Raw genomic sequence first — 23,899 nt, 5'->3', positions numbered from 1 at the left:
CATTACCCTAGCAGGGTCTCCCGCAAACCCTGTTGTGCACTGCACAGCGGAAACAAGAACTGACGCCATGGCCACCATCTACGACATCGCCAAGCACGTCGGCGTCTCCGCCGGTACGGTGTCGCGGGCGCTGTCCCGGCCGGACAAGGTGCTGCCGGCGACGCGCACGCGCATCGAACAGGCCGCCGCCGCGCTGGGCTATGTGCCCAACACGGTCGCCCGCACGCTGAAGACGCAGCGCAGCGGCAAGATCCTGGTGACCGTGCCGGACATTGCCAACCCGTTCTTCGCACAGATCCTGCAGGGTGCCGAAGACGCGGCCCAGGCCGTCGGCTACGCGGTCCTGCTGGGTGACACCCAGCATCGACCCGACCGCGAGGAGCGCTATGCGCAGATGCTCCGTCGCAACGAGGCCGATGGCCTGATCGTACTGGGCCATCGCCTGCCGCCTACCGCGCGCGCGATCGTCGAGCAGCAGGGCGCCGCCGCGCCGGTGGTCAACGGCTGTGAATTCGACCCCGCGCTGGGCCTCCCCAGTGTCCACATCGACAACGCTGCCGCCGCGCGTGCGGTGATGGAGCACCTGTACGGACTGGGACATGAGCGGATCGCCGTGGTGGGCGGGCCCCCCGACAACCCCCTGCACCAGCAGCGGCTGGAAGGGGCACGGGCGGCGGGCAGGGCGCGCGGCCGACTGCGCCAGTTGAGTGTCGTGCCGGGTGACTTCTCCGTCGAATCCGGCCATGCGGCGGCGACGGCACTGCTGGCCGCCGCATCGGCGCCGACCGCGATCTTCTGCTTCAGTGACCAGATGGCGCTGGGAACCCTGGCGGCCTGCCGGGAACTGGGCGTCCGCGTGCCCGAGGAACTGTCCATCGTCGGTTTCGACGATCTGGCGTCGTCGCGTTACCTCACGCCGCCGTTGACGACCATCCGGCAGCCCATGCGGGAGATCGGCGATCGCGCAGTCAAGCTGCTGCTCGCCATCATCGAAGGTGTCGATGTCCCGCTTCAGCAGACGCTGGACTTCAGTCTGATGCTGCGTGGCTCGACAGCGTCGCCCGGGCACAGGTGAAGGCAGCAGGCAGGAATCCCGGCAGGCCTGCGCCTGCCGGGGATGATTCATTGCCTGTGATCAGAAGCGCTGGCCCCAATTCCATTCATTTCCGTGTCCGGAGCGTTCCACTACCATGGGCCACCCCGCCCGGACTCATGCCATGCAAGACGCCCTCGTTGCCCAGCCCCGGCCTCCCGTTGCAAGGATCGCGGCCTGGTCATTGATGCTGCTGGGGATGTGGCTGGTACTGAAGCTGGGCCTGGTGGTGACGCTGCTGTCGGGCCTGCTGGTGTTCCAGTTGACCCACCTGCTGGCGTCGACAGTGGAGGGGCGCCTGCCGCCCGGGCGCGCGCGTGCGATCGCGGTGATCGTGCTTTCGGCCGTCATCATCGGCGTGCTCGTGCTGGCCGGCATCGGCGTGGCGTCCTTCTTCCGCACCGAAACCGGCGGGCCGGATGCGCTGCTGGCGCGCCTGATGGACATCCTCAACACCTCGCGTCACCAGGTGCCGGCGCTGCTGCAGCCCTATATTCCCGAGGACATGCCGGCACTGCGTGCGGCATTGAACGAGTGGGCGGCAGAGCATCAGCGGCAGCTGGGCGTGGCCGGCACATCGGCGGTGCAGATCGGCGTGCGCGTGCTGATCGGCATGGTGCTGGGGGCGATGATCGCGCTGTACGACGAGCTTCCGCTGCCGACGATGGGGCCGCTGGCGCAGGAACTGATCGGCCGTACTGGCCGCCTGGCGACCGCATTCCGCCAGGTGGTGTTCGCGCAGGTGAAGATCTCCCTGCTCAATACCGTGTTCACCGCGATTTTCCTGCTGGGGGTGCTGCCGCTGTTCGGCGTGCACCTGCCGCTGTCGAAGACGCTGGTACTGATCACGTTCATCGCCGGCCTGCTGCCCGTGGTGGGCAACATCATCTCCAATACCGTCATCACCATCGTTGCCCTGTCGGTATCGTTCTACGTGGCGGTGGTGGCGCTGCTGTACCTGGTGGTGATCCACAAACTCGAGTACTTCCTCAATGCCCGCATCGTCGGTGGCGAGATCCAGGCGCGTGCGTGGGAACTGCTGCTGTCGATGCTGGTGATGGAAGCCGCCTTCGGCCTGCCGGGGCTGGTCGCTGCGCCGGTGTTCTATGCCTATGTGAAACGGGAACTGGTGGACCAGCGCTGGATCTGACAGTTGCCGGTGCCAGCGGGCGCCACTGCAGCGCCACGGTGGACGCTTGTGGGTGCCGCCAGCCGGCAGCTACAGTGGTCCGCACTTCAGGGGAATGGTGAATGGCCCGCAAGGTGTCGCCGATCGGGTTGCGGACCTGGGTCTGGATCCTGGCCGGGCTGTTCGTGGTGTGCACGCTGCCCTTGATGGCCATCGCCCTGGTCCAGGGCACGCTGCGCTACACCGATGCGGAGGACAACCTCCGCAGTCTGCGCCGGTTGCGGCAGACCTTTGATCTGGCCAATCTGGCCTCGGCCGAGCGCGGGCCAGCCAACAGCCTGCTCGGCAGCGATTGCGCCGATGCTGACGAACGCGCGCGGCTGGCGGGATGGCTGGCACAGGCGCGAAGGCGGGTCGACATGGCGATGACGCAGATGGATGCCGTGATCCTGTCCGGGCCCTCCCTGCCTGACGAGCGCCGCACCCTGTTCGAGGCCCAGCATCAGCTCCGCCAGGCGCGCGCGGCGGTGGACCGGGTCGTAGCCAAGCCGGCAGACGCGCGGACGGTCGACGACGTGGAGCATGCGATCAACAGCATGTTCACGGTGACCGATCGCCTGCATCGCCTGGGTTCGGCGCAGATCAACGTGCTGGTGGCCACCGGCCGCGAAGCGGCGATTCCGGCGATCCAGGGCCAGATCCTGATGGACCTGCGCGAGCATGGCGGCCGACTGGCGTCGAATGTGATGGCGCCGGTGGCGGTTCCCGGGGCCTGGCGCGTCCGGCAGGTACGCGCGGCGCAGCAGACCGAGGGCCGCCTGCTCGAGCTGTGGCGGCTGGCAGCCAGTCACGAGTCGGTGTTCCGCAGTGATCCTGAGCTTTCCTGGCACTGGGACATGGCACGCCGGCAGTTCTTCGCCGAGTCGCTGCCGATGATCGAACAGCTGATCGAGGAAGGTCGCCGTGGACGGCCTCCGCCGTGGAACACCGCGGAGTTCACGGCGCGCTACGTTCCGACGCTGCAGTCGCTGGAGGCGCTGCGCGACGGCTACCTGAGCGTGTCCATCGAGCGCTTCGAACAGGCGCGGAATCGCGAGGCCACGCGGCTGGCCGTGTTGTGGGCCACCGCATTGGGCACGCTGGCGGTGCTGGGCGTGGCCCTGCGCATCGCCCACCGGCAGATCCTCCGGCCGCTGCTGCAGGCACAGGAACAGGTGGTGCAGATCGCGTCCGACGCGCCGGGCCCCGCGCAGCACGTCACTCATCCATTGGCAGAGATGCAGCGGCTGTTCGACGCGATTGAAGTGCTGCGCGAGACCTCACGTGAGCGTTCCGCACTGACCAGCGAACTGCGCCAGCTGGCCGGCACCGATGCGCTGACCGGGTTGCTCAATCGGCGCGCGCTGGACGAACACGTGCAGCAGCGGCACGCCGCAGGCAACGTCATGGCGGTGGTGATCCTGCTCGACGTCGATCATTTCAAGGCAATCAACGACGGCCAAGGCCACGCCGCAGGCGACGAGGTACTGGTGCAGGTTGCGCAGCTGCTGCGCAGGCACCTGCGGCACACCGACAGCATCGCCCGCTACGGTGGCGAGGAGTTCCTTGTGCTGCTGGCGGATGGGGATCTCGGCGCGGGTGGCCGGTTGGCCGAATCGCTGCGCGTCGCACTGCAGCAGTCGGATATCGTGCTGGGCAATGGCAGCGTGTTGCGTGTCACTGCCAGTTTCGGTGTGGCCGAGGGCAGTACCGATGCACTGGGCTGGCGTTCCCTGCTGCGTGCTGCCGATGCCGCCATGTATCGGGCCAAGGCACAGGGACGCGACCAGGTACGGATTGCCGGTGCACGCTGAGTGCCACGGCGCTGGCGACGCCGGTCATGGCGGTACATCAGGGGCAGCATGCCCCCTGGCGCCGCACTTCATCTGCATCGCACAGGGCGCGGCCTAGACTTGCAGCCTGACACTGCAGGAGCCCGCCATGTCCGTCGATCCCGCCTTGGCCAGCGCGCAGCCGGCGTCCGTGCTGGCGCGCACCGACGCCGATGCGCCACGCCCTCCGTCGCTGCGGCGCCGCGGTGATGGTCGTGTGGCTGTGCAGTGAGATCGGCCGTGGCGATGCTGGAGATTCCCACGCTGCATACCGCACGGTTGCGCCTGCGCCCGCAGCGGCTGGATGATTTCAACACCTATGCGAGCTTTCTTGCATCGCCCCGTGCGCGCGGCATGGGCGGTCCATTTGGTGAGGTCGCGGCCTGGGGACAGTTCTGTCACGACCTGGCCAGCTGGCCCTTGTTCGGCCACGGCGCGCTGATGATCGAACGGAGCGACAGCGGCGCCTGCATTGGACAGGTCGGCATCAATCACGGCCCGTTGTTTCCGGAAAAGGAACTGGGCTGGCTGTTGTACGACGGCCACGAAGGGCAGGGCTTCGCCAGCGAGGCCGCGGCCGCCCTGCGCGACTGGGCGTTCACATCGCTGCAGTTGCCGACGCTGGTGAGCTACATGGCGCCGGACAACCTCGCGTCGCAGGCCGTGGCCCGGCGGCTGGGCGGGGTGCTGGATGCGGACGCGGTGCGCGTCGATCCGGACGATCTGGTGTTCCGCTACGCGCGTTGAGTTCGGACAGTAAACCCCTCGGCAGTTTGCGGAACACGACAATGGCGTTTCATCCCGCCTTCTATGGACTCAGCGAAGCGAGGCTTCACCGGTCCAGGCACCGGGAACCGCCAGTTCGGGCGCGAGCGCATGTTCGACTGCGCGCCGCAGCAGTGCAGGGGCGATGTAATGCCGGTGCACGCCATCGATCAACGCCATGTAGACACGCCCGAAGATGTTGCGGGTCTGCACACGCGTGCCAAGGCTGATATCGATGCGGCCGTCGGTATGCCGCTGCACGCGGACACTGCTGCGGAAGCGCAGGTGGCGATCGTCGGCGCCCAGCAGTACTTCGGCATAGCGGCCATGTGCATCGACCTGTGAATCCAACACGGGATAGCGGCCCGCAAAGAGCTGCGTGTGATCGCTGCATGCCAGCGACGAGACCGGGCAGCCCAGCCGCGCGGTGCGCAGCCCCAAGGGAGCCACCAGCCAGTTGCGCACCGCCATCAGCTGGCTGACGCCGCCCGGTGGGTTGCACAGGAAGCCTTCCAGCACGTTTGCCAGCAACTGCGAAACAGGTGGCTGCTGCAATTGAGCACCGTCCAGCCGGAGCACCGTCAGATCATGGTAGTTGCTGGACTGCAGTGCTTTACCCAGCAGTCCGTCATCGCTGGGCGCGCGGGACTCGAGGGTAAATGGAAGGGGGGCACGTTCGACGAAGCCACGCAGTGGACGCAGATTGATCCGTCGCAGCGGGCCGAGCAACGCCCGGGTACGGGCGCACAGGGACGCGCACAGGCTGGGAGGTGCGGCCTGCAGCGAGAGACGCAGCAGCGGGGTGGCCGCCAACGTGGCCATGGTGGGCCAGTGCACCTCGGGAAGCACCTCAGTCAAGCTGGGAATATCAGCACCGTTGCATTGCACCTGCGCTCTTGTTTCAGCGCTCATCGCACCGGCCAGTTCGTTGCTGTGGCAAGACAGTGCGAACAGGGCAGGGTGGCCAGGATGGTTCGATACAAACTGGTGCCAGGTACCTCCGCCAAATCGAACGGTGAAAAGGCAGTCCGGTGGGATCTGGACGCGACGCAGCGAGCGCAGGAGCGCGACGGGATCGATTGCGAGCTGTGCATCGGAGGCCATCGCGAAACGCAGCTCAGCGCCTGCGCTGCCGGCGATGGCGGTGAACATGCGTGGGCCGGCGTGGCGATGGAACGGATGTCCGCCTTCGCCGACCATGAAACTGTACAGCGAGGACGCATCGCCGTACTGCAGATGCATGCCACCGAGCCGTGCAGAGGGCTCATCGAGTGCATCGATGAAGGCGGGGTGGTGGCGCTGACGCTGGCTGGCATCAGCCACCAGCGCGTCTCCGGCACCGATACCGAGCTGTGCGATCAGTGTGACTTCAACGGGGCCGCCGCCCTCCTGAGCCGCAAGCTGTACACCTGGAAACGAGCGGCTGTCGTGGGTCGGTCCAGGCATCGGGCGGCTCCTCAGGGGGCGGGTGACTTGCGGCGTGCGCGCGCTTCGCGCTTGAGTGGGCCGCCCACCGGGCAGACTTCGGCAGCCCACGAGAACAAGGTGTTGGCAAGCCGGTCGGGCACCTGTCGGAAGTACACGTACTGGCCACGCTTCTCGCGTTCGATCAGACCTGCCTCTTCAAGGATGCGCAGATGGTTGGACAGTGCCGGCTTGCTGAAATCGAAGCGCTCGGACAGTTCGCCCGCACTGAGTTCACCGGCGCTGAGATAGGCCAGGACCTGCCGCCGGGCGGTTGAGGCGAGTGCTTCGAAGATGCGATCCATGAGAATGTGATTAACTAATTAGTTAATTAATAATCAAATCGTCACTGGGGTGTCAAGTGCGGAGGCGGGTTCGAAGCTCGCGTGCAACAGCGCCGACGTTCAGCCTTTCACTTCGGGATGTGGTATATCGTTTATCGATAAATCCACCCCGGGGCGGCAGGGCCACCCCAATACCGGAGGCCGCTTGACCGCTCGTCCCGCCCGCGCCAGACCCGCGCGAGGCTTGTTCACCCTGGCCCAGACCGCCGTGCAGGCCGTGCGGGCCATGTGCTGGCTGGGCATCCTGGCCGCACTGCTGGCCGTGCCGCTGGTCGCCTACGACCGCCGCTGGCTGCTGGATGCCGTGCATGATGCACGTACTGCCGCCGCCCACGGAGGCGATCTGTTCCTGCACTTCTGCATCGGCCTGGGCACCATCGTTGCCCTGCTGGTGCTGTGCCTGGTGTTCCTTCGACACCTCGCGCGGATGCTGAGGTCCGCTGCCCGCGAACGCCCCTTCACCCATGCCAATGCCCGGCGCCTGCAGCGCATGGCCTGGTTGATGCTGGCGATGGAACTGCTGTCGATCGTGATCGGCCTCTACGCTGCCTGGATGGGGCCTGATTTCGCCTGGATGGAGGTGGGCGGAGGCATGTCCATCACCGGTCTGGTCGCGGTACTGATGCTGTTCGTGCTGGCGCGCGTGTTCGCGGTCGGCGCGGCGATGCGCGACGACCTGGATGGCCTGATCTGATGGACCTGACCTGATGGCCGTAGTGATCACGTTGGACCGCATGCTGCAGGCGCGTGGCATGACCCTGTCCGAGCTGGCGGGGCGCATCGACATCACGCTGGCCAATCTGTCCATCCTGAAAACCGGCAAGGCCCGCGCCATCCGCTTTTCCACGCTGGATGCCATCTGCCGGGAGCTGCAATGCACACCCGGCGAGCTGCTCGGCTACGACCCGACGCAGGCGCACGATGGCGGCTGAAGCTTTTGTTTTTCCCCCTGACCTACTGACGAAACGGACCCGAAATGGAATGGTTGGCTGACCCCTCGATATGGATGGGACTTGCAACCCTGGTAGTGCTCGAGATCGTGCTCGGCATCGACAACCTGGTGTTCATCGCGATCCTTGCCGACAAACTGCCGCCGCACCAGCGCGACCGTGCGCGGGTGATCGGCCTGACGCTGGCGCTGCTGATGCGGCTGGTGCTGCTGGCCGCGCTGGCGTGGATCATGAAGCTGACCGAGCCGCTGGTCACGCTGTTCGGTCACAGCTTCTCCGGACGCGACCTGATCCTGCTGGGCGGTGGCCTGTTCCTGCTGTTCAAGGGCACCATGGAGCTGCATGAGCGGCTGGAGGGCCGCAGTCACCAGGAAGACGGCAAGAAGGTCTACGCCAGCTTTGCCATGGTGGTGGCACAGATCGTAGTGCTGGACGCCGTGTTCTCGCTGGACTCGGTGATCACTGCCGTGGGCATGGTCGACAACCTGGGCGTGATGTATGCCGCGGTGACCATCGCGATGGCACTGATGCTGGTGGCCAGCAAGCCGCTGACCCGCTTCGTCAACAAGCATCCCACGGTGGTGGTGCTGTGCCTGGGCTTCCTGTTGATGATCGGCTTCAGCCTGGTCGCCGAGGGGCTGGGTTACAAGATTCCAAAGGGCTACCTGTACGCGGCGATCGCGTTCTCGATCCTGGTGGAAGCCTTCAACCAGTGGGTGCGCTTCAACCGCGAGCGCAACGAGCGTCGCCAGCCGTTCCGTCAGCGCACTGCCGATGCCGTGCTGCGCCTGCTGGGCGCCCGTCCGGCCAATGGCCACGACGATGCCAGCGAAGAAGACCACGGTGATCCGGAGGAACGCCTGCAGCCGGCCGAGCACGAGATGATCCGCAGCGTGCTGGGCCTGGCTGACCGGCCTGTGTCCAGTGTGATGACCGTGCGCGCCGACGTGCAGTGGATCGATCTGGCGCGCGGCCAGGACGACGTGGTGGCGCGCCTGGTGGCGTCGCCGCACACGCGCCTGCTCGTGGGCGAGGGTGATCTGGACAGCCTGCGTGGTGTGGTGCAGAGCCGCGACCTGCTGGCCGACCTGCTGCAGGGCAGGCCGCTGCAGCTGGAAGCCAACCTGCGCCAGCCGCAGTACGTGCTGTCCAGCGCCAGCGCGTTGCAGGCGCTTGAACTGATCCGCCTGCACCCGGTACCGCTGGCGGTAGCGGTGGACGAGTACGGCAGTGTGGAAGGCCTGGTGACCGCCAATGACCTGCTGGCGGCGATCGCGGGCGATCTGGTCGATACCCAGGACGAGCGTTACGGCGTAGTGGCGCTGGACGAGGGCCAATGGGAGGCCGACGGCGCGTTGACGCTGGATGACCTGCAACGGCTGGCCGGCGTGTCGCTGCCCCGGAGTGCCGACTACATGACCATCTCCGGCCTGGTGCTGGATCAGCTTGGCCGCCTGCCGGATGTGGGCGATGCGGTCGAAGTAGCGGATGCCCGCATCACCGTACTGGCCATGGAGAAGCGGCGCATTGTCCGCCTGCGGGTGGAGCGCCTCGGGCTTCCGTAGCGTCCAGCGTGCTCGACTGCGAACTGAGCAGCCGGGCATGGCCCGGCTCTACACAACGCTGTCCGCAGCCGTCACCATGGCGGGCTCTTGTCTTCGTCCAGGAACGTCGCAGTGCTGAGTACGATTGGTTTGCTGATGGGCGTGTATGTGGCCCTTCGCCTGTTCTGGCCGCTGCGCCTGCCCGTGTGGTTGAAAGTACTGCTGTCCCTGCTGCTGGTCGCCATCGCCGTCCAGCTGCGGATCGTGGCCACGTTCTGGGGCACGATGGCCTCGCCGGAAATCCCCAAGCTGGCCATCGCCGTGCTCGCCACCGGCTCCACTGCGGTACTGCTGCTGGCACTGGTGATGCTGGTAATGGACGTGGGCCTGCTTGGCGCGTGGGTTCTGCGCAGGCCCCGTGTGACCGCAGCGCTGCGCGCGCCGTGGCTGCGCCCGGGCGCAGGCCTGCTGGCTCTGCTGGTCAGTGCCTGGGGCGTGAGCCAGGGCATGGCGGTGCCCAAGACCCGACAGATCGAGGTGGCCATTGCCGGCCTGCCTGCCGCGTTCGAGGGTTACCGCGTACTGCAGCTTACCGACATCCACGCCAGCCGCCTGCTGACCGGCGACTGGGTGCGTCAGGTCGTGGCCGAAAGCAATGCCCTGGCGCCCGACCTGGTCGTCATCACCGGCGACCTGATCGATGGCACCGTGCAGGCACGGCGCAATGACTTCCGGCCCCTGGGTGAACTGAGGGCGCCGGACGGGGTGATCGCCATCACCGGCAATCACGAGTACTACGCCCAGTACAGCGAATGGATGCAGGCGTTCCGTGCGCTGCACATGCAGGTGCTGGAGAACAGCCACGTGCAGGTGCGGCGTGGGGATGCAGCGATGACGATCGCCGGTGTCACCGATCCGGTGGCTGCGCGCTATGGCCTGCCGCTGCCCGATCTGGAGGCGGCGCTGGCGGGTGCGGATCCGGCCGCCCCGGTGATTCTGCTCGACCACCGCCCACGCAATGCGAAGGACGCGGCCGCACGCGGGGTCAAGCTGCAGCTGTCCGGCCATACCCATGGCGGCCAGATCCTCGGCATGGACCAGCTGGTGAAGCGTGCCAACGGCGGTTTCGTCTCCGGACGGTACCGCGTCGATGACATGACGCTGTATGTGAGCAACGGTGCGGGACTGTGGGCCGGCTTCCCGGCACGCATCGGCGTGCCCTCGGAGATCACCCTGATCACCCTGCGCCGCGCACCCTGAGCCGTCTGCGGTCCGCGCCCGTCGTGCAGCGGATCCACCGTGCCGTCACCCGCGTGGTGGCACCCTGCGTGCAGACCGCAGACAGGGAAACGACGGTGCCGAAGGCGAACAGGCGATGAGTGCGACACAGCAGCGCTCGATGTGGGTCGCCGGCCTGTCCACCGTGGTGGAGTGGTACGACTTTACCCTGTACCTCTATTTCGCCACGGTGCTGTCGCGGGTGTTTTTCGGCGGCGGCGAACAGGCGATGCTGGTCACCCTTGCGGGATTTGCCGTGTCCTACCTGATGCGCCCACTCGGCGCGCTGTGCTTCGGTCACCTCGGCGACCGCTTGGGGCGGCGCTGGATGCTGCTGGCCTCGATGGCGCTGATGGCTGCAGCCATGCTGGCCACCGCGCTGCTGCCTACCGCCGCGACGGCGGGCACGACGGCGGGTGTGCTGCTGCTGGTGCTGCGGTGCGTGATGGCATTTTCGGTGGGCGGTGAATACACGGGCGTAGTCGCCTATCTGCTGGAAAGCGCTCCGGCACGCCGGCGTGGACTGGTGACCTCGTTGGCCTCGGCGGCCAGCGAAGTGGGCGCGCTGCTGGCGGTGGCGATCTCCGCACTGACGGTCGCGCTGCTGCCGCAGGTACAACTGGACAGCTGGGGATGGCGCATTCCGTTCTTCGTCGGTGCTGCACTGGCGCTGGTCATCCTGATCGCGCGTTCGGGCATGCATGAATCGCCGGAGTTCGAGCGGCAGCGTCGCGAGGGCAGCATTCCTGCCACGCCGCTGCGCCACGTGCTGCGCCACCATCCGCAGGCGGTAGCGCGTACCTTCGCCATTTCCGCGCTGGGCTCGATCACCTACTACGTCGGCATCACCTATGTGCCCGCGTTCCTGCACGCACAGGGGCACGACGAGGGCGATGCCCTGTGGCTGTCGACGATCGCGGCGGTGGCCGTGATCGCCATCACTCCCTTGTGCGGTGCGTTGTCCGATCGCTTCGGCCGGCGCCCGCTGCTGTTGGGCCTGACGGTACTGGCGGCGTTGCTGCCGCTGTCGTTGTTCGGCTGGATGGCGCATACCACGCCGTTGGGTATCGCCGTGGCTGCGGTGCTGCTGGCCTGCGTGGCCGGTGGCGTGAGCGCGGTCGCGGCACCGGCCACGGCCGAGCAGTTTCCGGGCGAGGGCCGGGTAAGCGGGCTGGCACTGGGCGTGACCATGGCCACGGCGGTCTTCGGCGGTGCGACACCGTGGCTGGCGCAGTGGTGGGTGGAGCGCAGCGGCTGGGCGGCGGCACCGGGCGCGATGATCGCGCTGGTCGCATTGCTGGTGTTGCCGGTGCTGTGGACGCTGCCGGAAACGGCATCGACGCGGAAGACCCGCCCTGGCAAGCAGGGCGGATCCTAGCCGGTCACACCTTCAGCGTCTGCTCGATGTCGGCCAGCACGGCGGCGGCATCCACGCCAATGGCAATCGACTGCACCACGTGGCCGTCCCATACGCTGGGGCCGAATGCCAGGCCTTCAGGCTTGGGAATGGTCATGCCACGGGCGACGCCGTCGGTGGCCACGCGCACGCTTGCGCGCTCGAAGCGGAACAGCTCCGGACGGGTGAGCGCGATGCAGGCGCAGCAATCGTGCACGACCATGCCCTTGTGGCCGGCCTGCAGGTAGAAGTCCACGTAATCCTGCGACAGCGCACGCACCAGTTCGGCATCGGCACCCCCGACCGCAGCCAGTTTGTCCAGGCCGTCACGGTCCATCTCGACGCGGGTGGTGACATCCAGGCCGATCGCGGTGACCGGCCACTGTGCGGTGAACACCACGTCGGCGGCTTCCGCATCGCCCCAGATATTGGCCTCGGCGGCCGGGGTGATGTTGCCGTTGACGTGGAAGGCGCCCCCCATGATGACCACGCCACGCACCAGGCCGGCGATCTCCGGTGCCTGCTGCAGGGCCAGGGCCAGGTTGGTCATGCGGCCGACCGCGACCAGCGTGACCTCGCCTGGATGGGCCCGCACCAGATCGATGATCAGCTGGTGCGCAGGACGGGCGTCGGCGGTCACGTCCAGCTGGGCAGGCACCGGGTGATTGCCCAGGCCATTGTGGCCGTGGATGTGCACCGGCCAGGCTTCCGGCGTGGCATCGGGCTGCAGGGGACCCGCGGCGCCACGCGCGACCGGCGCAGTCAGCGCCCAGGCCTGCTTCAGGTACAGCGCGTTGTGGGTGGTGGACTCCACCGAGGCGTTGCCGAAGGTGGTGGTAACGCCGATCAGGTCGATCTGCGGATGCTTGTGCAGGTACAGCAGGGCCAGGGCGTCGTCGACGCCCGGGTCGGTATCGAAAATGACTTTCAGCATGTTGTTGTTCTTCTTCTTCCGTGTGGTGCGGGGGGCCCCGGCGGCCAGGAGACAGGCTGGCGCGCGCTACATTGTCCCATCTTCATGACAGGCAGGGCCATTGGCGGGGCGGCGGGCCATAATGGCGTCGATATCCATGCCGGGAGACGCCTGGTGCTGATCGTGACCCTTCTGCTGGTCCTGCTGGTGCTGGGCCTGAATCTGCTGGCGAGCTGGGTCATTCTGCGTCGGCAGGAATTGTCGTCGGGCAACCGGGCCGCGCAGGTGCTGGTGATCTGGCTGCTGCCGCTGATCGGCGCCGTCGTCTGCCTGCTGGTGGCAGCCGCCGAGGGCCCGCTCGGACTGCAGGCACGCAGCCAGGACGGCGCGATCTGGGCCAGCGATGGCGCCCACGAGGGCAATGCCCCCTCTGCGGACTGTGGCAGCGACGGCGGCAGCTGCGGCGATTGACGCCACAGGAACAGGGTCAGCCACCGCCCGCAATGCGGGCCACGCCCGGCGGGGCGACAGCTCGCTCAGGCGCCGCCTTCGGTCGGCAGCGGCGCCGGTACGTTCAGCAGGCCCCCGGCCGCCACGTAGGCGGCCAGCGCCTGGCCCTGGCTGAGCAGGTGCCGTTCCATCGTGCGTTCTGCCGCGTCGGCATCACGGCGACGGAAGCACTCCATCAGCTCGCGGTGCTCGGCCAGCGACTGTGCCGTGCGTCCGGGCGTCAGCAGCTGCCGGCCGCGATGCATCTTCAGGATGCGGTGCAGGTCGTGGGTGATGCGGATCAGCCACGGATTGCCGGCATAGTGCTGCACGGTTTCGTGGATGAGATAGTTGTTGCGGTAGTACTCGGCGATGTTGCCGTCAGCCGCCGCCGCTTCCATCGCGGCATGCAGGGATTCCAGCTGGGCCACGCCCGCATCATCGATATGCCTGACCGCCTCATGCGCGCAGCGGCCCTCCAGCATGGCCATCACCGGGAACAGCTGGTTGAGGTCCTCCAGCGTCAGCCGGGTTACCCGGCTGCCGCGCCCGGCGTCGATCTGCACCAGGCCTTCGGCTGCCAGCAGCTTCAACGCCTCGCGCAGCGGGGTGCGGCTGATGCCCAGTTCACTGCACAGCGCAGGCTCATCGATCCATTCGCCGGGGGGCAGGCGATAGTCATAGATGCGCTCACGCACATGTTCGGCGACCTCCTCGTACAGAGGGGCGCGCTTCTTCGGGGACCGTGGAGCAGGGGCGATGGCCATTGGCAGAGTGTACCCGCTGGCGGTAGTGCCGGCCGTCAGCCGGCACTACCGGTCATCGCCTACATCCAGCCCGGCACCACGAACACCAGCCAGGCCAGCAGCGGCCCCAATGCCACCACCAGGCCGCTGTAGACCAGGAAGCGGCGGAACAGCGTCTCGCGTTCTTCCTTCGCCGCCGATGCCACGACCAGTGCACCGTTGGTGGAGAAGGGACTGACATCGACGATGGTGGACGACACTGCCAGTGCGCAGATCACGCCGGCTGCACCCAGGTGCCCCTGCATCAGGAACGGCACCGCCAGTGGAATCGTTGCGCCGAGCACCGCCGCGGACGATGCGAATGCGGAGACGATACCGCCGACGTAGCACACCAGCAGAGCGCCCAGCAGCGGAATGCCGATGTTGGAGACCCCGTTGCCGATGAAGTCGACCGCGCCCGCATGCTCCAGCACGCCGATATAGGTCACCACGCCACAGATCAACAGAACGGTCGACCAGCTGATGCCATCCACCGCACCCTTCTGGCTCTGCGGCGAGAGCAGTGCCAGCGCCACTGCGACGGTGATCGACACCAGGCCGACGTTGAGGTTGTAGATCAGTGCCGCCACGCCCAGGCCGAGCAGGCCGACCAGGGTAAACAACCGCTCCCGGGTCAGACCCACTGCATCCAGCGCCGCCGGATCGTTGCTCAGGGTGCCGCCGCCGGCCGCCACCAGCGCGCCATGGCCTTCGATGGCGAACTGCCGCGACGACGCCTGCGGACCACCGGCCATTGCCAGTTCCGCACCGCCCGCGGTGATCGAGCCGCGTCGCATCAGCGCGATGCCGCCGAAGGCGAGGAAGCAGATGATCGCCATCATGAAGTTGAATCCGAGGCTGGTCAGGAACACCGCCATCTCGGTGACCTCCAGCCCGGCCTTCTGCACCACGCCATTGGTGATGCTGCCGTACACGCTGATCGGCGAGAAGCCGCCGGCCTGCGCACCGTGGATGACCAGCAGGCCCATCATCAGCGGGTTGATGTTGTACTGCTTGGCGAAGCGCAGCGCGACCGGACCGATGATCGCCACCGCTGCCGGGCCGAGGGCGCCGAAGGCGGTCAGCACCGCGGTGACCACGAACATCACCCACGGAATGGCCACGATGTGGCCGCGCACCGCGCGTACCGCCCAGTGCACCAGCAGGTCGATGGTGCCGTTCTTCTGCGCGATGGCGAACAGGTAGGTGATGCCGACCAGGGTCAGGAACAGATCGCCGGGAAAGCCGGCGAGGACTTCCTTGCCCCCCATGCCGACCCAGACACCACCGATGATGAAGGCCAGTGCGAAGGCCACTGCGCCCATGTTGATCGGCAGTGCGGTGGCGACGATGAACATGATCACCAGACCGATGATCGTTGCGATTTGTGGACTCATGCGCCCTCCCAGACACGTGGCTCACGTACAGCGCGGATGGAGACCCGCCATCCCCGGGGTAAGGCGACGTACTGCAGTGTTGCGTGATACGTACTGCTCGAACCCGTTACTGCAGGCGCTGCAGCGCACTGCGGACCCATGCCGCAGCGCCATGCAGGCTCTGGAACTCTTCCACCGCGCGGAACTCGCAGCAGGGATAGGACGGCGCGACCATGCGTGCGAGCGCATTGCCCGGGCCCAGCTGCAGGAACACCCGCGCACCGCGCTCGAAGGCCTGCCGCATCACCTGTGCCCACTCGATGGTCTGTGCCAGCTGTGCCGACAGGCTGTGCACCGCCGTTGCGGCATCGCGCACGGGCCGTGCATCGATGCCCGCCAGCAGCGGCAGGCGGGGTGCCCGCATGCCCGAGCGCTCCAGCGCGGCGGCGAAGGGCGCCACCGCAGCCGCCAGCAGGGGCGTGTGGGCAGCGACGTGGACCGGCAACGGACGCACCTGCGCACCGAGCGCGTGCGCCGCATCGGCCAGCGGCTGCAGGGTGTGCCGGATGCCTCCCACAATGAAGTGATCCTCGCCGTTGACGATGGCGATGTGGGTACCCTGCGCATCGCACAGCGCTTGCAACGTCGTACGATCCAGGCCCAGCACCGCCAGCATGCCGGCGCCTGCCGCGCTGGCACCGTCCATCAGATGCGCGCGCTGTGCCGACAGGGCCAGGCAGCTGCCAGCGTCGAAGGTGCCGGCAATGGCATGCGCCGCCAGTTCGCCGATGCTGTAGCCGGCCACCACGGTCGGCACCGGCAATGCATCGCGCAGGGCGTGCCACTGCGCCAGACTGGCCGCGCACAGCAGCGGTTGTGCCTGCGCATTGTCGAACCGGTCCTCGGCCGCAGCAGCGGTGAACACGTCGCGCTGCAGCACCTCGCTGGCGGCGAGCAGCACGCCATGCGCGGCGTTGTTGCCGCGCACGTGATCGAACATCGCAGCATGCTGGGCACCTTGTCCCGGACAGAGCAGGGCCAGCATCACGCCTGCTCCTGCAACAGCAGGAAGACGCTGCAGGCCAGCAGATCGGCGCTGCCACCCGGGCTGAGCCGGCGTGCGACGAAGGCATCGCCGATGTCCTGCAGGCGGGGTTGCCAGCCGGCGGCAAAGGCACCGCCGGCGTCGAGGAATCCGCGTGCCTGCTGCTGGGCCCAGCGCAGTCCGGCAACACCGCCCCGATGCAGCAGGTTCAGATCCTCGACCTCTGCGACCAGATGCATCAGGGTATGGGCCAGTGCAGCTTCGCGTGGCAGCCCTGCGCCCAGCGCATGGCGCAGTGCCGGCAGGGCCAGCCCACGCAGCAGGGGATATCCAGCGGCCGCCTGCTCGCGTACGCCGGGCACGCCGTGACGGGCGCGCGCGCGCTGCCCCGGACTGTTCACATCCAGGGGCGAGGTGGCGAAGGCGTCCGCCCATTGGCAGACCGCCTGGCATACCTGTTCACCTGTCGCGGCTCGGCCCAGACGCGTGCGGCACGAGGCTGACGCTGCCACCAGCAAGCCCAGGCTGAAGATCGCTCCGCGGTGGGTGTTGACGCCGCCGGTGGCGCGCAGCATCGCCGCTTCGGCGGCCAGGCCGTGGTCGCGCAGCCGATGGAACGGCGCTTCGGCGGCGCCATCGCGGGCAACCGCAGTGAAATAGTGGCGCAGGGCAAACAGGCTGCGCAGGAACGTACCGGCATCCATGTCGTCATGGCTGCCGCTGTCGAACGGCGTGACCAGGCCGGGCTTGGGCGCACAGGCCAGCTCGGCATGCAGCGCGGCGATCGCCATGCGGCCTAGGCGTGCACTGTCGGGCGCGGTGCTGCGGCCGGCAAGGCGCGGCGCGACGGCGTTCATGCGGCCACCCCGCTGCCCTCGAATAGACGGTGGCGTGCTTCCAGGGCTGCGCCGTCAAGGCGTTTGACCAGCAGTTGACGGCTGCTGCCGGCGTACTCGCGCCAGTTCACCGCAGCGCCACGGGCCAGGCACAGCTCGCCGTCGACCCGCTGCGGATGCTGCGCTTCCCACGCCCGCAGCCGAGTCACCAGCGCATCGGCCCGTGCCGCATCCGGGACCTCCCAGAGCAGGTCGATATCGGAACGGTCATGCACATAGGGCAGGCCAGTAACGTGCTGCCAGGCGAATGCGCCGAACACACGGGCCGGCGCGAGCGTGGCGAGAGCGTGCAACGGTGCCTGCCAGGCGGGGCATACGCCTGCCGCGAGGATGTCGCTCAGTGCCGGCGGCGCCTGCCGACGCTGTACATCCTCCAGCGGCACCCGCAGTGCAAGCCGCTGTTTGCCTTCGCCCGGTGGCAACGGCACACCCAGCCGCAGGCGGGAATCGGGGTCGTCTGCCGCGCGTCGCGCGACCATTGCCGGCAATCCCTGCGCGAACCATGCGGCGAGCCGCGGTTCCTGCGCAGCCACATCGGCCAGCCAGTCGGCGTGGGCCGACAACCAGACCAGCGTGTGGCGGGCCAGACGCTCAGGCATCGCCGTTGGCCACCGCGCCCGCGACGGCAGCCGCCTGCAGGCGGCCCCCCCGTTCGGCACCCAGTGCGGCACGGTGGTCGCCGTCGGCCGGCGCGCGCAGGGCATCCAGCAAGGCCTGCGCCAGCTCGCCCGACCACAGCGACCGTACCGCACCCATCGCCACGTAGTTTTCCACTCCGGGTGCGAACACCGGCGAAGTCAGGCTCAGCGCCTGCAGCTTTTCCAGCGGTTGCTTGGTTACGCGAGCCATCGCCCGCAGGTCCATCACCCGAACCTGGGCATCCGGCAGCGCATGGATCGTGTCCGCCATCAGGCCGAACGATAGGAAGCCACCGCTGACCGACTCGCCATGGACCAGGGTCACCAGCCGTGCGCCGCGTCGCCGCGCGACGTCCAGGCATTGCGCGAGGTGGGCGAAGTAACCGTTGATGCCGAGCAGTTCGTCGCGGCGCGAAAGGCGTTGGCCTGCGGTATCCACCAGCATCACGATCGGTCGCTGCGGATGTGCGGCGGTGCTGGCGAGTACTGTTGCCGCCAGTGCCAGCGCATGATCGACACCGACTTCCAGCTTGTCAGTGGTGCCGATGACCGTGACCTCGCCATCTTCGGTACTGGCGCTTCCCGTCAGCACGGAATCGTGCACGGTTACGTCGTGGCCGCGCGGGAACAGCGCGTCAAGCAGGGGCTGCAGCGGCGCGGTCATGGCAGTTTCCTGTGGGCGGTGGCGGCGAGGAACGCGTCGGTGTCCAGCAGCGGCAGGCGCTCGGGATCATCGATTCCCTGGCGTGCCCAGATCTCCAGACCATCGCGGCAGTCCCCCCAGGCCTCTGCCCGGGCCTGCAGGGCGGCATGTCGCTGCTGCAGCGCGGCCAGCGCGGCATCGGCGTCTGCGCTGGCGGCGTCTGGCTGCAGCGCCTCGAATGCGGCCTGGGCGAATGCATCGATGGCATCGGGAACCAGAACCTGCGCCTGGTCGATGAGGTAGCGGTGCTTGCCGCCTGTCACCCGCCATACGAGGGCACGGTCACGCGAGTCGAACTCTTCTACGCCGCGCACGGTCTCGATCACTTCCGGCCCGGACAGCGACAGTCGCCCTTCCTCGGACATGATCACCGTGGTGCAGCAACGGGCGACGATGCCCATGCCGCCGAAGGCGCCGTTGCCGCTGCCGATGAGGGCCACCACCGGCACGCCGGTGGCGCGCGCGTCCAGGGTCGCGCGCATGATCTCGGAGATGGCGATCAGGCCCGCATTGGCTTCATGCAGCCGCACGCCGCCGGTGTCGAGCAGCAGCAGCACACCCTCGGGCCTGTGTTGCGCGGCCCGGCGCAGCAGGCCGGTCAGCTTGGCGCCATGCACTTCGCCGACACCGCCCCCCATGAATTCGCCCTGCTGTGCAGCAATCAGCACACGCCTGCCACGCAGCGAGGCTGCACCGACCACGATGCCATCGTCGAACGCGGCGGGTTGGTCCAGCTGTGCCAAGTGCGGGCTCATGGCGCGCCGGGCCGGCCCGAGATACTCGGTGAACGATCCGGCATCGACCAGCCCGGCGATACGGGCACGGGCATCGGCCTCGTGGTAGCTGCGTCGTTGCATCGGATTCATCGCGGTTCTCCGGCGAGCAGTGTCTCCACCGCCTGGTCCAGGCGCAGGCTGACCACCGCCGGGGTGGCACCGGCATCGTTGATCGATACGCGCACGTCGCGCAGCGGATGCCGCCGGGCGAAATCACCGATGACCGCCTGCCAGATGGTGCCGAAGCCCTGCGCGGCGGTGACGACATGTACGGTCATTGCGCCGTCCTGCGCGGCAGGTTCCAGCAGGACTTCCAGATTGCCGGACGCCAGCACGCCCACCAGCACTGCGTCGTGCGGGAACCGCACCGGGGTTCTTCCGTCGAATCGATAGTCGAGGGTTTCCATCGCGTGCCCCTTACCAGTTGCGGAAGCGCTTGGGCGGGTCGTAGAGACCGCCGGACCAGCGCACCAGGTCTTTCACCGAGCGCGCGGCCAGCAGGTCACGACTGGCGTCGCGCACCGAAATGCCAAGATCTTCCGGTCGCCGGATCACGCCCCGGTCGCGCAGGTTCTCCACCATCGCGCGATCGCGGCCCAGACCGACCGTGGTGTAACCGGCCACGCCGCGGATCGCCTGTTCGCGCTCCTCCGCGGTGCGGCACAGCAGCAGGTTGGCGATGCCTTCCTCGGTCAGCACATGGCTCACGTCATCGCCGTAGATCATCACCGGTGGCAGTGGCATGCCAGCGCGTTCGGCCAGCGCCCACGCATCGAGGCGGTCAACGAACGCGGGTGCCATGTGTTCGCGGAAGGTCTCCACCATCTGTACCACCAGCTTGCGCCCGCGTGGCATCTCGCCCGGGCGTGCGGCCTGCTGGCCGGCCTTGATCCAGGCGTCGCTGGCATGACGGCGGCCGCGCGCATCCGAGCCCATGTTCGGCGCGCCACCGAAGCCGGCGATGCGGTCGCGGGTGGCGGTGGAGCTGTTGCCCTGCAGGTCGACCTGCAGCGTCGAGCCGATGAACATGTCGCACGCATACAGGCCGGCGGTCTGCGAGAACGCGCGGCTGGAGCGCATCGAGCCATCGGCGCCGGTGAAGAACACATCACCGCGCGCGGCGATGTACTTCTCCATGCCCAGTTCCGAACCGAACGAGTGCACGGACTTCACGAAACCCGACTCGATCGCGGGAATCAGCGCCGGATGCGGATTGAGCGCCCAGTGCTGGCAGATCTTGCCCTTCAGGCCCAGCGATTCGGCATAGGTCGGCAGCAGCAGTTCGATCGCGGCCGTGTCGAAGCCGATGCCGTGATTGAGCCGGTTCACACCGTATTCGGCGTAAATGCCCTTGATCGCCATCATCGCCATCAGCACCTGGATCTCGGAGATCTGTGCCGGGTCGCGGGTGAACAGGGGTTCGATGTGGTTCGGGCGCGGTGCCTGCACGACGAAGTTGACCCAGTCGGCGGGGATATCGACGCGGGGGAGGGTGTCGACGATCTCGTTGACCTGGGCGATGACGATGCCCCCACGGAAGGCGGTCGCCTCGACGATCACCGGCGTGTCTTCGGTGTTCGGCCCGGTGTAGAGGTTGCCGTCGCGGTCGGCGGCCTGCGCTGCGACCAGGGCCACGCGCGGCGTGAGGTCGATGAAGTAGCGGCCGAACAGTTCCAGGTAGGTGTGGATGGCCCCGATCTGGATCCGCCCTTCGGCTACCAGGTTGGCCAGTCGCACCGATTGCGGGCCTGAGAAGGAAAAGTCCAGCTTCGAGGCAATGCCCCGCTCGAACACGTCCAGATGCGAGGGCAGCGACAGCACCGACTGCACCATGTGCAGATCATGCACGCGGGCGGGGTCCAGCCCGGCAAGGCATTCGGCCAGGAAGTCGGCCTGCTTCTGGTTGTTGCCCTCGAGGCAGACCTTGTCGCCGGGTTCAAGCAGGGCGTGCAGCAGCTCGCCCACATCGTCGGCGGCCACTGCACGGCCTCTGCTCCAGGGCGCAGCCCGCTGCAGGCGTGCCTGGCGGCTGCGTTCCAGCGTGTCCCAGCTCGGGTTCATCGACCGGCTTCCGATTGGCGTTGAGATAATTACGCCATAATTACGGAAGGCGACGCAACCTGCAGCGCAGCAAAAAGAAGGGCCCGCCAATGGCGGGCCCATTCAGGTTGCAGGCTTTCAGCCGGTCGTTCTCAGAACTTCCAGCGCAGGCTGGCGGCGACGAAGCGCGGTTCGCCGTAGTTGTTGTAGTCCAGGTTCGCCCAGTAGGTCTTGTCCAGCGCGTTGCGCACGCTCAGCGTTGCCGTCCAGTTGTCGCTGATGCGGTAGTTGGCGTTGAACTGCACGAGCGTGTAGGCCGGCTGGTTCACGGTTACCGTGCCGCCCAGCGGGTAGGGGATGTTGTAGCCCTGCACCTTGCTCTGCCATTGCACGCCGGCGCCCAGGCTCAGGCGTTCCAGTGCACCGCGCAGGCGCACCTGCGTGTTGAGCTGCAGCAGGTCTTCGGGCGGGTTGGCGTACAGAAGGTCGGTGGCGGCGCGGGTCACTTTGACATGGGTGAAGCCGGCGTTGACCGTCCAGCCCGGCAGGATCTCGCCGTTGACGTCCATTTCCCAGCCACGCGACTTGGTGCCGTTGACGCCGATGTAGGCCGAGGTGCCATCGCTGAGCGAGCCTTCCGGCACTCCCATGTCGCGCACGGCATAGTTGTCCTGCTTGGCCTCGAACACAGCGGCGTTGGCGGTCAGTCGCCCATCGAACCACTGCGTCTTGATGCCCGCTTCCAGATTCGAGCCCTGCACCGGCGCCAGCAGGTTCTCGTTGCGGTCCTTGAAGTTCTGCGGGTTGAAGATCTCGGTGTAGCTGGCATAGACCGAGAACTGCGGCGTGACGTCGTAGACCAGTCCCACGTACGGGGTCACTTCATCACTGACCTTGTAGGCCCCGCTGGTCCCGGTATACGCACCGGCCACGCTGTAGGAGCGGCTGAGGGTTTCCCAGCGGCTCAGGCGCGCACCCGCGATCAACGACAGCGGATCGGCCAAGCGCAGGCGCGCGGCCAGGTAGACGCCGCTCTGCGTGGTCTTCTGCACGCGGCGCGCGCCGGTACGGGTGTAGGTCACCTCGGAGATGTCGCCGTTCCAGTCGTACACGTTGGGGATGTAGTAGCAGCGCTCGCGGCCGCAGGTGGCCCAGTCGCGCGGGTAGTTCAGGGCAACGGTGTGGGTGGTGCCTTCCAGGTCGGACCACTGGGCACCCAGGGTGACGTCATGCTCGCGGCCGAACAGCGGGAACGTGCCGGTCAGGTAGGCATCGATGTTGCGGCGGGTGTCCTCGGAGTCGCCAGCGGCAGTGCGCAGGTAGATGCCCGCACCGGTGGCCGGATCGGGATTGCCGGTGCCGTACAGGCGCATGTTCTGCACATTGCCACGGGTGTGGGCGGTGTTGATCTTCAGCAGCCAGTCCTCGCCGAAGCGCTGCTCCAGGTTGGCGAACACCGTGCTGGTCTCGCGCTGCCAGTAGCTCCATTTCGGTGCCAGGTTGGTCGAGCGCGGCAGGTGCGCGAAGTCGCCGCGGCTGTCGAAGAACGGCACGGTACCCCAGGTCGAACCGACCGGGTTGTTGTCCTGGGTCTGGTAGCCGAGGGTGACCGTGGTGCTGTCGGTCAGGTCGCCCTCCAGCACCGCCATGCCGGCCATCTTGTTCTCCTTGTAGCGGTCGTAATAGAAATCACGATCGGTATAGGCGGCGACCACGCGGCTGCGGAACCGGCCATCTGCGGTCAGCGGCGCGGTGACGTCGGCCTCCATGCGCCGGTAGTCCCAGCTGCCGGCGCTCACCGAGAACGAGGCGTCGAAGTCCTTGCCGGGGCGCTTGCGCAGCAGGTTGACCGTGGCCGAAGGCACCCCCGCGCCGCTGAGCAGGCCGTTGGCACCGCGGATCACTTCGATGCGGTCATAGAAGGCGGTGTCGTATTCCTGGTTGGTGGAGCCGCTGTAGGTCGGAATGCCATCGACCTGGAAGTCCGTGATGGCAAAGCCGCGGGCGTAGTACAGCGGGCGCTGGGTGTCATAGAAGGACACGCTGACGCCGGTGACGTTGCGCAGCACGTCGTTGATGCTGAACAGCGATTCGTCCTGCAGGCGCTGCAGGCTGATGGCCGTGGCCGACTGCGGCGTTTCCTGCAGGGTGATCGGCAGGCGGGTGCTGCTTGAGGGCGGCGCAGCCTGGTCGGCGCGCACGCTGACGCGGTCCAGGGTCTTGGCATCGGCTGCGGCATCGGCTGCGGCATCGCCGGCGGCGAACGCTGACGGTGTCGACAGGGCCAGGGATGCGAGCAGCGCGGCCGGCAGCAGCGCGCGACGGAGCGGGCGGGTAGGGGAGTGCAGGGACATCTTGGTGGGCTCGATGCGGGAGAGTCGGAAGGGCGGCAACAGCCGGGCGG

General features: G+C 67.5%; 24 protein-coding genes. 11 read left to right on the top strand and 13 right to left on the bottom strand.

What is annotated here, in order from left to right; all coding sequences use genetic code 11:
- The first annotated feature begins 67 nt into the window (after nt 1–67).
- The 5 genes from ABE543_RS12045 (at nt 68) to ABE543_RS12025 (ending at nt 4,840) form a co-directional block, all read left to right on the top strand.
- Nucleotides 68–1,075: a LacI family DNA-binding transcriptional regulator gene (locus ABE543_RS12045; protein WP_111186026.1), complete on the top strand. Its 1,008-nt coding sequence runs from the start codon at nt 68–70 to the stop codon at nt 1,073–1,075.
- A gap of 142 nt (nt 1,076–1,217) precedes the next feature.
- Entirely contained in the window at nt 1,218–2,243 is a 1,026-nt protein-coding gene (locus ABE543_RS12040; RefSeq protein ID WP_053516238.1) for an AI-2E family transporter, read from the top strand.
- 101 nt (nt 2,244–2,344) lie between these two features.
- Nucleotides 2,345–4,075: a diguanylate cyclase gene (locus ABE543_RS12035; RefSeq protein WP_197600822.1), complete on the top strand. Its 1,731-nt coding sequence runs from the start codon at nt 2,345–2,347 to the stop codon at nt 4,073–4,075.
- Nucleotides 4,076–4,202: 127 nt separating this feature from the next.
- On the top strand, nt 4,203–4,325 hold the full coding sequence (locus ABE543_RS12030; protein ID WP_258391157.1) for a hypothetical protein: 123 nt from the start codon (nt 4,203–4,205) through the stop codon (nt 4,323–4,325).
- Entirely contained in the window at nt 4,322–4,840 is a 519-nt protein-coding gene (locus ABE543_RS12025) for a GNAT family N-acetyltransferase (protein WP_346475719.1), read from the top strand. Before ABE543_RS12030 ends, ABE543_RS12025 begins: the two co-directional genes overlap by 4 nt.
- A gap of 69 nt (nt 4,841–4,909) precedes the next feature.
- Here ABE543_RS12025 and ABE543_RS12020 read toward each other — a convergent pair whose 3' ends face one another.
- Both ABE543_RS12020 and ABE543_RS12015 read right to left on the bottom strand, forming a co-directional pair.
- Nucleotides 4,910–6,304: a DUF2867 domain-containing protein gene (locus ABE543_RS12020; protein WP_164151782.1), complete on the bottom strand. Its 1,395-nt coding sequence runs from the start codon at nt 6,302–6,304 to the stop codon at nt 4,910–4,912.
- Nucleotides 6,305–6,315: 11 nt separating this feature from the next.
- A complete protein-coding gene (locus ABE543_RS12015) occupies nt 6,316–6,633 on the bottom strand; it encodes a metalloregulator ArsR/SmtB family transcription factor (RefSeq protein ID WP_196768758.1) in 318 nt (105 codons plus the stop codon).
- A gap of 259 nt (nt 6,634–6,892) precedes the next feature.
- On the opposite strand from ABE543_RS12015, the gene ABE543_RS12010 reads away from it, so the two are divergent.
- From ABE543_RS12010 to ABE543_RS11990, 5 genes are all read left to right on the top strand, one after another.
- Nucleotides 6,893–7,360: a DUF2975 domain-containing protein gene (locus ABE543_RS12010; protein ID WP_065174736.1), complete on the top strand. Its 468-nt coding sequence runs from the start codon at nt 6,893–6,895 to the stop codon at nt 7,358–7,360.
- A gap of 13 nt (nt 7,361–7,373) precedes the next feature.
- Nucleotides 7,374–7,598, top strand: a complete 225-nt coding sequence (locus ABE543_RS12005) for a helix-turn-helix transcriptional regulator (protein ID WP_346475718.1) — start codon at nt 7,374–7,376, stop codon at nt 7,596–7,598.
- A 44-nt stretch (nt 7,599–7,642) separates the two neighbouring features.
- The gene (locus ABE543_RS12000; protein ID WP_065174578.1) at nt 7,643–9,181 is read left to right on the top strand and encodes a TerC family protein; all 1,539 of its coding nucleotides are present in this window, start codon (nt 7,643–7,645) and stop codon (nt 9,179–9,181) included.
- A 111-nt stretch (nt 9,182–9,292) separates the two neighbouring features.
- Nucleotides 9,293–10,420, top strand: a complete 1,128-nt coding sequence (locus ABE543_RS11995) for a metallophosphoesterase (protein WP_065182384.1) — start codon at nt 9,293–9,295, stop codon at nt 10,418–10,420.
- Nucleotides 10,421–10,535: 115 nt separating this feature from the next.
- Nucleotides 10,536–11,816: an MFS transporter gene (locus ABE543_RS11990; RefSeq protein WP_065182383.1), complete on the top strand. Its 1,281-nt coding sequence runs from the start codon at nt 10,536–10,538 to the stop codon at nt 11,814–11,816.
- A 4-nt stretch (nt 11,817–11,820) separates the two neighbouring features.
- On the opposite strand, the gene ABE543_RS11985 is transcribed toward ABE543_RS11990, so the two are convergent.
- The gene (locus ABE543_RS11985) at nt 11,821–12,768 is read right to left on the bottom strand and encodes a nucleoside hydrolase (RefSeq protein WP_065174581.1); all 948 of its coding nucleotides are present in this window, start codon (nt 12,766–12,768) and stop codon (nt 11,821–11,823) included.
- Between the two features lie 153 nt (nt 12,769–12,921).
- Here ABE543_RS11985 and ABE543_RS11980 point away from each other — a divergent pair, with 153 nt between their 5' ends.
- Entirely contained in the window at nt 12,922–13,218 is a 297-nt protein-coding gene (locus tag ABE543_RS11980) for a hypothetical protein (RefSeq protein WP_065174582.1), read from the top strand.
- A gap of 65 nt (nt 13,219–13,283) precedes the next feature.
- Here ABE543_RS11980 and ABE543_RS11975 read toward each other — a convergent pair whose 3' ends face one another.
- From ABE543_RS11975 to ABE543_RS11930, 10 genes are all read right to left on the bottom strand, one after another.
- A complete protein-coding gene (locus ABE543_RS11975; RefSeq protein ID WP_065174583.1) occupies nt 13,284–14,003 on the bottom strand; it encodes a GntR family transcriptional regulator in 720 nt (239 codons plus the stop codon).
- 59 nt (nt 14,004–14,062) lie between these two features.
- Nucleotides 14,063–15,418 carry an SLC13 family permease gene (locus tag ABE543_RS11970; RefSeq protein ID WP_053516216.1) on the bottom strand — a complete coding sequence of 452 codons (1,356 nt, stop codon included), beginning with the start codon at nt 15,416–15,418 and terminating at the stop codon, nt 14,063–14,065.
- Between the two features lie 106 nt (nt 15,419–15,524).
- Nucleotides 15,525–16,445 (bottom strand): malonate decarboxylase subunit epsilon, encoded by a 921-nt coding sequence (gene mdcH, locus ABE543_RS11965; protein WP_197571092.1) that lies wholly within the window; start codon nt 16,443–16,445, stop codon nt 15,525–15,527.
- Complete coding sequence (gene mdcB, locus ABE543_RS11960; protein ID WP_128989346.1) at nt 16,442–17,299, bottom strand: triphosphoribosyl-dephospho-CoA synthase MdcB; 858 nt, start codon at nt 17,297–17,299, stop codon at nt 16,442–16,444. Before mdcB ends, mdcH begins: the two co-directional genes overlap by 4 nt.
- Nucleotides 17,296–17,937 carry a malonate decarboxylase holo-[acyl-carrier-protein] synthase gene (gene mdcG / locus ABE543_RS11955; protein WP_197600823.1) on the bottom strand — a complete coding sequence of 214 codons (642 nt, stop codon included), beginning with the start codon at nt 17,935–17,937 and terminating at the stop codon, nt 17,296–17,298. Before mdcG ends, mdcB begins: the two co-directional genes overlap by 4 nt.
- Nucleotides 17,930–18,640, bottom strand: coding sequence for a biotin-independent malonate decarboxylase subunit gamma (mdcE, locus tag ABE543_RS11950; protein ID WP_053516205.1), 711 nt, complete (start codon nt 18,638–18,640; stop codon nt 17,930–17,932). The genes mdcG and mdcE overlap by 8 nt, the downstream gene beginning before the upstream one ends.
- Nucleotides 18,637–19,545, bottom strand: a complete 909-nt coding sequence (locus ABE543_RS11945; protein WP_197600824.1) for a biotin-independent malonate decarboxylase subunit beta — start codon at nt 19,543–19,545, stop codon at nt 18,637–18,639. The genes mdcE and ABE543_RS11945 overlap by 4 nt, the downstream gene beginning before the upstream one ends.
- Nucleotides 19,542–19,862, bottom strand: a complete 321-nt coding sequence (gene mdcC, locus ABE543_RS11940; protein WP_053516201.1) for a malonate decarboxylase acyl carrier protein — start codon at nt 19,860–19,862, stop codon at nt 19,542–19,544. Before mdcC ends, ABE543_RS11945 begins: the two co-directional genes overlap by 4 nt.
- 10 nt (nt 19,863–19,872) lie before the next feature.
- Complete coding sequence (gene mdcA, locus ABE543_RS11935) at nt 19,873–21,516, bottom strand: malonate decarboxylase subunit alpha (protein ID WP_197600825.1); 1,644 nt, start codon at nt 21,514–21,516, stop codon at nt 19,873–19,875.
- Nucleotides 21,517–21,647: 131 nt separating this feature from the next.
- Nucleotides 21,648–23,849 carry a TonB-dependent siderophore receptor gene (locus ABE543_RS11930; protein WP_197600826.1) on the bottom strand — a complete coding sequence of 734 codons (2,202 nt, stop codon included), beginning with the start codon at nt 23,847–23,849 and terminating at the stop codon, nt 21,648–21,650.
- Between the last annotated feature and the right edge of the window lie 50 nt (nt 23,850–23,899).

It is taken from the genome of Stenotrophomonas sp. TWI169, assembly GCF_039674705.1.
Taxonomy (GTDB): domain Bacteria; phylum Pseudomonadota; class Gammaproteobacteria; order Xanthomonadales; family Xanthomonadaceae; genus Stenotrophomonas; species Stenotrophomonas maltophilia_P.
Note: the sequence above shows the minus strand (reverse complement) of the source record. Positions and strands in the feature narration are given on the sequence as shown.